The organism is Pseudomonadota bacterium (genome assembly GCA_010028905.1).
Lineage (GTDB): Bacteria > Vulcanimicrobiota > Xenobia > RGZZ01 > RGZZ01 > RGZZ01.
Window position 1 is genome coordinate 1 of record RGZZ01000230.1, and the last position, 7,920, is coordinate 7,920.

Genomic DNA, 7,920 nt, shown 5'->3' on the forward strand with positions numbered 1-7,920 from the left:
AACGTCAGCCGCATCGTCTCGCGTGTGCCGGGTCGAATCGTCGTCGAGCTCATGCCCGACAGCGGCCCTTCCTTGCAGATACGCGCCACAGACCCGGCCAATCCCGTGCGCTACATCCGCTTCCTCAAGCCCGGCACGGAGGCCACGTACGCGTCACAGCCCTTCGACCCCGCCTTTCTGCAGCGCTGGAGCGGGATGCGCACCTACCGCTTCATGGACTGGATGGCCACCAACGGGTCGACCCAGCGCGCGTGGACCGACCGTCCCCGCCCGACCGACGCCCGATTCACCGACAGGGGCGTGCCCGTCGAGACCATCATCGCGCTGTGCAACCGCCAGGGCGTCAACCCCTGGATCTGTGTTCCGCACCAGGCCGACGACGACTACGTGCGCAACCTCGCCGCGGCCTTCCGCGACGGCCTCGATCCCTCGCTGAAGGTGTGGGTCGAGTACAGCAACGAGGTGTGGAACGGCGGGTTTCCGCAGGCAGCCTACGCCGAGCAGCGCGCCCGCGAGCTCGGTCTGGGCCCCGCCGATCGCCCCTGGGAAGGGGCAGCCATGTACTACAGCAAGCGCTCGGTTGAGATCTTCACCCTCTTCGAGCAGGTGATGGGAACGCGGCAGCGCGTGGTGGCCGTGCTGGCGTGGCAGGCCGCCAACGCCTGGACCGCCGAGAACATCGTGCTGCCGTCGTTCAACGCGGGACAGCGCGCCGACGTGCTCGCCGTCGCCCCCTACCTCACCTTCACCCCATCGCCAGGCGGCACGCCTGACGCCAACGTGGTCGCGACCTGGACCCTCGATCAGCTGATGACCCACGTCGAGACCCAGGTCTTCACCGAGGCGACCACCTGGATGCGCGATCAGAAGGGGGTGGCCGACGCCTATGGCCTCGAGCTGGTGGGCTACGAGGGCGGGCAGCACCTCGTGGGCGTCGGGGGGGCCGAGAGCAACGCCACCTTGACCTCGCTGCTCACGGCGGCCAATCGCTCGGCCCGCATGGGCACGCTCTACACGCGCTACCTCGACGCCTGGAGCGCCAGTGGTGGCGGGCTGATGTGCCTCTACAGCTCGTGCGGCGAGTGGAGCGGCTACGGGTCGTGGGGACTCACCGAGTACGCCGACGAGACCGCCGCTGACCAGCCCAAGCTCAACGCCGTGATGCAGTGGAACGCCGCCCATCTGCTGCCGTGATGCCCCTGTCGACCGCGCGCCTCGGCCTGGCTCGGACGCACAGGCCGAGGGCTCGGCGGCGACGCACGGAACGGTCGCGCGCCGGGTGCCCGGCGCGCGGCCGCGCTACTGGTGGCCTGGGTGCTGCGGAGGGGGAGCCGCTCCCTGCGGCAGGTTCATGATCACGCTGTTGCCGCCGGGAAGAACCGTCACATCGAGGTCGTTGGGCAACCGACGCACAAACTCATAGTCGAGCACGCCGCGATTGGCGCGCAGGGCGATGCCGCGCAAGCGAATGGCCTCGGCCTGCCCCTCTGACTGCACGACCTTCTGCTGGGCCTTGATCTTCTCGATCTGCAGCAGGAACTGCTGGGCCAGCACCTGTTGCTGGGCCACCTGCTTGCTCACGATGGCCGCCTCGTACTCCTTCGAGACGTAATCGACGTTGCGCAGCAGCACCCGCTCGAGCCGGATTCCCTTCGACTCGAAGCTCGGCGCCAGGGCCGTCTGAATGCCCTGCTCGACCTCGCGGCGCTTGCCGGGGAACGAGACGACCCCATCCCCGTCCTTCGTCTCGACAGCGCTGGCGTTGCTGTAGATCGACATGATGGGGTACTGGCTGACGACGGTGCGCACCGCCTCACGCGTGGCGGGGCGCACGATGGTGTTGATGTAGTTCGACCCCACGGTCTTCCAGAGCTGGTGAGCGTCGCCCGGCTCGATGTGGAACAGCACCGTGACGTCGATGCGCACCTGCAGACCCTCGGTGGTCTGACACACCATGGCGTCATCGCCGGCCACCGCGCCGTCATCGTGCTTGCTGCTCATGGTGTACTCCTGGGTGCGCACGCTCCACGGCTGCACGTGCGCCCACGGCCTCACCAGATGCCAGCCGGCCGAGAGATCGACGCTCTGGATGCCGCCCGCGAGCGGGTCGTACACCGCCCCCACGGCGCCGGGGGGAACCTCGACCCAGCAGGCGGCCACCAGCCCCGCGCTGAGAAGGCCCATGGCGATTCCCAGGCACCCACGCGCCAGAAGAGTCGTGCCCACCCGCGCACCGGTCAGGAACAGGGCGGTGGTGAGAAGCGTGACAGCGAACAGCACGGCGTCGCGCATGTCAGTGCCCTCCCTTCAGCACGGGCAGCAGCCCGGCCGGCAGATACAGCGTGTTCAGGCGAGGCGCCACTTTCTGGATGAACTCGTACTGCACCACTTCCGGATTCTCACGCAGCGTGGCCCCGCGCTGCTCGATGGCGGACGCCTCGCCCCTGGCCTCGGCGATGACAGTCTGCTTCTCGATGCGCGCCTTCTCGAGCTTCTGCTCCTCGGTCTGCACCTGCTGCTGGGCCACCTGCTTGGCGTTGATGGCGTCGGCGAACGCGGGGTTGCCGTACGAGACGTTGCGGATGAGCAGCTGCTCGAGCACCACGCCCTTCTCGCTGAAGAGCGGCTTCATGGCCTCGGTGACCTCGCTCTCGATGACCTTTCGCTTGGTGGTGTAGACGTCGACCACCGAGTAGCGGGCCGCCACCATGCGCAGCACGTTCTGGGTGTAGGGGCGCACGATGAGGCCCACGATGTTCTCGCCCAGACGATCCCAGACGCGGTTGGCCATGGCTGGATCGACGTGGAAGAGCACCGTGCAGTCGATGGCCACGTTCATGCCCTCATTGGTCTGGCAGCGGATGGCGTCGTCACTCTGACCGCTCTCCTCGGAAGCCCCCTGGCTGGTGCCACTCATGGTGTAGCTCTGGGTCTGCTGCGAGAAGACCTTGGTTCGCCAGTACGGCATGACGAAATGGAGCCCCTCGGGCAGCACCCCCGCCTGAATGCCTCCGCGCAACGGGTCGTACACCGCCGCAACGTGGCCCGGTGGCACCGTGACCACGCTCTGGGTGGCAAACACGAAGATGACGGGAACCAAGGCGATTCCCAGCGCGAGCAGGGCCGGACGGCGGACCTGGATGTCGGGCAGGCGGTTTCGATTGCTGAAGCCGCCGTTGGACGCCCCCCCGGCCCAGCTCACCGACAGGGCCACGATCAAGAAGATCCACAACAGGTCAAGCAATGCGCCGAGCATCTGCGCGTCTCCCATCAATGGTTGGGGCTGAAATGCCTCTCCTGAAGATTGATTCCCGCCCCGGCAGGCCTCTCCCCTCTGAGGGCGAATGCGGGCCGCGCCAGTTGGCAACAAAATCTACACATCCGGCCCTTGCCCCCGGGCGGCATTGCTGTTACACTTCGCCCGGACGCGAAGACAACGGAACGCGCCCCGCCTCACACATGATCACATTCACACTCATCACCGTCGTCCTTCTGGGACTGGCCTTTGACTACGTAAACGGATTCCACGACTCGGCGAACTCCATCGCCACCGTGGTGACCACCCGCGCCCTTTCCCCGAGAAACGCGGTGATCATGGCGGCCATCCTGAACTTCATCGGGGCCTTCATGTTCGAAGGTGTTGCCAAGACCGTGAGCAAGGGCATCGTCGAAGCCCACCTGGTTGACAACCAGGCCATCATCCTCACGGCCCTGGTGGGCGCCATCACGTGGAACCTGCTCACCTGGTGGTGGGGGCTGCCGTCCTCGTCTTCCCACGCCCTCGTGGGGGGGCTTGTGGGGTCCGCCCTGGTCTTTCGCGGATTCAACGCGGTCATGTGGTACGATGGCGTGTGGAAGAAGGTGCTGCTGCCGGGACTCGTGAGCCCCTGCCTCGGCCTCTTCGGCGGGTTCCTCGTCATGGCCGCCATCATGTGGATCTTTCGGCGGGCTCGTCCGCACGAAATGACCGTGGGGTTCAGATACGGTCAGCTCTTCTCGGCGTCGGCCCTCTCCCTGGCCCACGGCACAAACGACGCCCAGAAGGTGATGGGCATCATCACCCTCGCCCTCGTCGCCGGACACGTGCAACACGACTTCGCCATTCCCATGTGGGTCAAGTTCGCCTGCGCCCTCATGATGGCGCTGGGAACGGCTGCGGGCGGGTGGCGAATCATCAAGACCATGGGGAGCAACCTCGCCAAGCTCACACCGGTCAACGGCTTCGCGGCGCAGGCGACCGCGTCTGGCATCCTCTTCTCCACCGCCTGGCTGGGCATGCCCGTCTCCACGACCCACGTCATCTCCGCCTCCATCATGGGCGTGGGCGCCACGCGTCGCCTCAGCGCGGTTCGCTGGACGGTGGCCGGACGCATCCTGAGCGCCTGGTTCGTGACCCTGCCCGCCGCCGCCAGCGTCTCCGCTCTGATGGTGCTTCTGCTCAAGCCCTTCATCCCCGAGCTCCAATGAGCACGACAAAGCCTTTCGCACGGGTCCCCCGTCCGCAGGAGACCCGACTTCAACGACAAAGAGCCACGCCATGAAATTCAGCCTGTTGCCCAAGGAAGAGAAGTTCTTCGACCTCCTGAAGACGCTCATGCAGAACACGGTCGACGCCACCGACACGTTGCAGGGACTGTGCAAGAGCTGGTCGCCCACCTCGCCCGCCTTCGATCGTCTCGAGTCACTCGACGCCAGCACCGATGACCTGCGTCACGAGATCGTGCGCCAGATCAACACCACGTTCGTGACCCCCATCGACCGTGAAGACATCCACGCCGTCGCAGCCCACATCGCCAGCGCCTTCGGACGGGTTCACGCCTTGACGCTTCGCCTGCAGGTCTACGCCCCCGACACCCTGCCCGAGGCCTGCTCGGTGCTCATCGACCTGCTGACCCAAGCCTCGCAGTGCGCCGCCGAGATGATTCGCGTGCTCCCCTCGTTCAAGGACTGCTCGGCGCCGCGCAAGGAGATGGCCAATATCGAGAAGAAGTCAGATCAGGTCTATCGCGAGGCGCTCGGTGGCCTGTTCATCCCAGGCGCCGACCCGCTCTACGTGATCAAGTGGAAAGACATCTACGAGAGCCTCGAAGACGCCGTCGACGAGTGCGACGATCTCTGCGACCTCGTCGAGTCGATCATCATCAAGCACGGCTAGATCCGGCGTGGCGCACGCCAAGACATCTTTCGCGCACGGAGAAGGAGGGCACCCCCACGCAGGAAGAGCTGATCGACGATCTCGATGAAGGCAGTGCCTTCACCGAGGTGGGCGTGGAGAGCGCCAACGCGATCCACGACCGCCGACAGTTCGAGTCGAAGTTCGACTTCCCGCTCGATCCCGTCCGCACGCCGGACGAGCGATATGCGTACGAGCTCGACGTCTACTTCTTCGTGCCGCGCAGCATGGGGGCGCCCGCCGACATCTATCCAAAAGATCGCTTCTTCGCCAGCCTCACCCACTATCTGCGCATCCACGCCCCAGACACCGTCATCCCTCGGCTCGACGACGCGCGCGCGTGGACCCTCCCCAGCGCCGACGAGTACCTCGCGGCCCATCTCACGCACCTGAAGCGCCAGCACCTCGGCTCGCTCGTCGTGCAAGATGTGCGCCTCTTCGCATGTTCGATCTTCTCGCACTACAAGCGAACCGCCGCGCGCCTCGAGCAGGCGCTGGCAAGAAGCGACGTCGCGGCTCGAGAGAAGGCCCTCGACAGCGTTCTCGAGAGCCTCGCGCAGCTCGACACCATCGTCGGCACCTACCGTACGCGCTACGTTCAACGCGTGCGCGGCGAGATGCTGATGCTCGACGAAGAGGTGAAACGGGCCTTCCTGCTGGTCGACGAATATGTGTCGTACGGGCGTGAGTCGGCCCTGGTGCGCGTGCTGAAGCGCCTGCAGCCCCTGCGCAGCGCGCCGGAGACCGATCTCTCCGCCGTGCTCCACCGTGAGATCGCCTATCGCAGAGAGCACATCGAGTTCTCACGCGTGAGCCGCGAGCAGGAGAAGGCGCGGGAGACCGCCGAGCGCGAGAACCACTACTACCGCCTGGGCCTGCTCAAGAAGTACGTCTCGAGCGTGCTCTTCGTTTCGTCGAGCGCCATAAGCCGAGACAAGGTGTACCGCAACGTCATCGGCATGGGGGGCGCGTTCCTGGCAGCCACCTTCGCCACCCTGGCCCAGTTCCAGATGGTTAAAATGGTGAACGACAAGGCAACGTTCAGCCCACGACTCGCCTTCGTGCTGTTCCTCGGCATCATCGCCTACGTCTTCAAGGACCGCATCAAGGAGCTCAGCAAGGAGTACTTCAACGAGCGCCTCAAGCACAAGATCCCGGACGTCGAAGCCGAGCTGAAGTACCACTACGTCGCCCCCGACGGCTCGCGCCAGTCGGAGGCCATCGGTCTCTCCACCGAGTTCCTCCGCTACCTGGGAAGGGGCGCGGTGCCGTCCGACGTGTCGTACGTGCGCGAGATCGGTCACAACGCCGAGCTCGAGCCGGACCGGCAGGAGAGCGCCATCCACTTCAGCAAGCGCATCAACCTGAGCCCCGACGCGGGTCGCATGGGCGTGGTGAAGCGCGTGCACGAGGTGCTGCGCTTCGACGTGAGCGAGTTCCTCGGCAAGCTGAGCGATCCGAACAAACCGCTCAGCTTCTCGAACCCGCTCGATCTCCACGGTGCTGCGCATCACCACAAACGCCAAGGGCAGGGTGATGCGCAGCACCGTGGAGATCGAGCGGGTTCGGCTCGTGCTCAACAAGAAGCGCATCGTGCGCATCGAGCAGGTCGTGCCGAGAGGCGAGCTCGGGTACAGCGAGGACGCGGCATGACCTCCTCGGTGAACATCCTGCAGGCGCTCGGGGGGCTGGGACTGTTCCTCTTCTCGATGCGCTTCCTCACCCAGGCGCTCAACCGGTCCATTGCGCGCCGCCTGCGCCCCTTCATCGAGAACCTCTTCGCAACCCCCGCGCGCTCAACCACAACCGGACTCCTCTCGACCTTGTTCCTCCAGGCGAGCAGCATCACCATCATCGCCGCCATGGGGCTCATCGCGTCGTCGCTCATCACCTTCGAGCAAGGCTACTACGCCATGCTCGGCGCGGTCGTGGGCACCACGGCCAAGATGTGGCTCTTCGCCTACACGCCGGAAGGCCTCGGCGGGGCCCTGGTGTTCGTCCGCCGCACCCTGTGGCGCGAATCGCTCGAGATCATCCTGGCGGTGGGCTTCACCCTCTTCGGACTCGATCTGCTGGCCACCGGCCTGGCCCCCCTGGCCCAGGTCCCCACGTTTCAGGGCTGGCTCGCGGCGTTCAGCGGCGGATCATTTTCATCGCAGTGCCTCGCCACCCTGACGGGCTGCCTTCTCACCATGGCGGTGCAGTCGAGCAGCACCATCGTGGTGCTGACCATGTTCCTGGCGAACCAGGCGGGCAGCGGCATCTCCCTCGATGGTGGCATCTGCGTCGTGCTGGGGGCAAACGTGGGCACCACGCTCACCCCGTGGCTCGCTTCGCTCGAGTTCGGTCCGGTCGTGCGCCGCCTGGCCGTGGCGCACATCGCCGTGAAGGCCGTGGGCGTTCTCGCGGCGCTTCTCGTCTTCCCGTACGTGGTCGACGGGGTGAGCACCGTCTCACAGATGCTCGGCGACCGCCAGGTCAGCACGCAGCTGGCTATCGCGCACACGGGCTTCAACGTCGTGCTGGCCACGGTGTTCTTCGTGCTGGGAGGCCTCGTTCTACGCCTGCTGAGCCTCGAAGACACGCCCGCGAGCGGCGAGAAGGAGGTGGAGACCAGCCGCATCGTTCGTCGCATGCTCTCGCGCTCGCCCCAGCGCGCCCTCGACGAGGCCGACCGCCAGCTCAAGCTCGTCGATCGCCAGACGAAAGCGCTCATCGAGGAGAGCCTGTATCTCTTGCTGCACGAC

Annotated in this window: 6 protein-coding genes; 4 read left to right on the forward strand and 2 right to left on the reverse strand. The window is 65.9% G+C overall.

Going from position 1 to position 7,920, the window contains the following annotated elements; genetic code table 11:
• Positions 1-1,194: hypothetical protein (locus tag EB084_15115; GenBank protein NDD29586.1), on the forward strand; the 1,194-nt coding region annotated here is incomplete at its 5' end.
• Between the two features lie 105 nt (positions 1,195-1,299).
• On the opposite strand, the gene EB084_15120 is transcribed toward EB084_15115, so the two are convergent.
• A complete protein-coding gene (locus EB084_15120; protein NDD29587.1) occupies positions 1,300-2,292 on the reverse strand; it encodes a prohibitin family protein in 993 nt (330 codons plus the stop codon).
• Between the two features lies 1 nt (position 2,293).
• The gene (locus tag EB084_15125; GenBank protein ID NDD29588.1) at positions 2,294-3,271 is read right to left on the reverse strand and encodes a prohibitin family protein; all 978 of its coding nucleotides are present in this window, start codon (positions 3,269-3,271) and stop codon (positions 2,294-2,296) included.
• 188 nt (positions 3,272-3,459) lie between these two features.
• On the opposite strand from EB084_15125, the gene EB084_15130 reads away from it, so the two are divergent.
• The 3 genes from EB084_15130 to EB084_15140 form a co-directional block, all read left to right on the forward strand.
• Positions 3,460-4,467 (forward strand): anion permease, encoded by a 1,008-nt coding sequence (locus EB084_15130; protein NDD29589.1) that lies wholly within the window; start codon positions 3,460-3,462, stop codon positions 4,465-4,467.
• Between the two features lie 70 nt (positions 4,468-4,537).
• Positions 4,538-5,155 (forward strand): DUF47 family protein, encoded by a 618-nt coding sequence (locus tag EB084_15135; GenBank protein ID NDD29590.1) that lies wholly within the window; start codon positions 4,538-4,540, stop codon positions 5,153-5,155.
• Positions 5,104-7,920 (forward strand): Na/Pi cotransporter family protein (locus EB084_15140; protein NDD29591.1); only part of this gene is annotated, 2,817 nt, incomplete at its 3' end. The genes EB084_15135 and EB084_15140, both read left to right, overlap by 52 nt.

Coding starts and splice junctions, on each gene's coding strand:
- EB084_15125 (NDD29588.1), bottom strand. CDS start 3,271: ATGGGAGACGCGCAGATGCTCGGCGCATTGCTTGACCTGTTGTGGATC.
- EB084_15135 (NDD29590.1), top strand. CDS start 4,538: ATGAAATTCAGCCTGTTGCCCAAGGAAGAGAAGTTCTTCGACCTCCTG.
- EB084_15130 (NDD29589.1), top strand. CDS start 3,460: ATGATCACATTCACACTCATCACCGTCGTCCTTCTGGGACTGGCCTTT.
- EB084_15120 (NDD29587.1), bottom strand. CDS start 2,292: ATGCGCGACGCCGTGCTGTTCGCTGTCACGCTTCTCACCACCGCCCTG.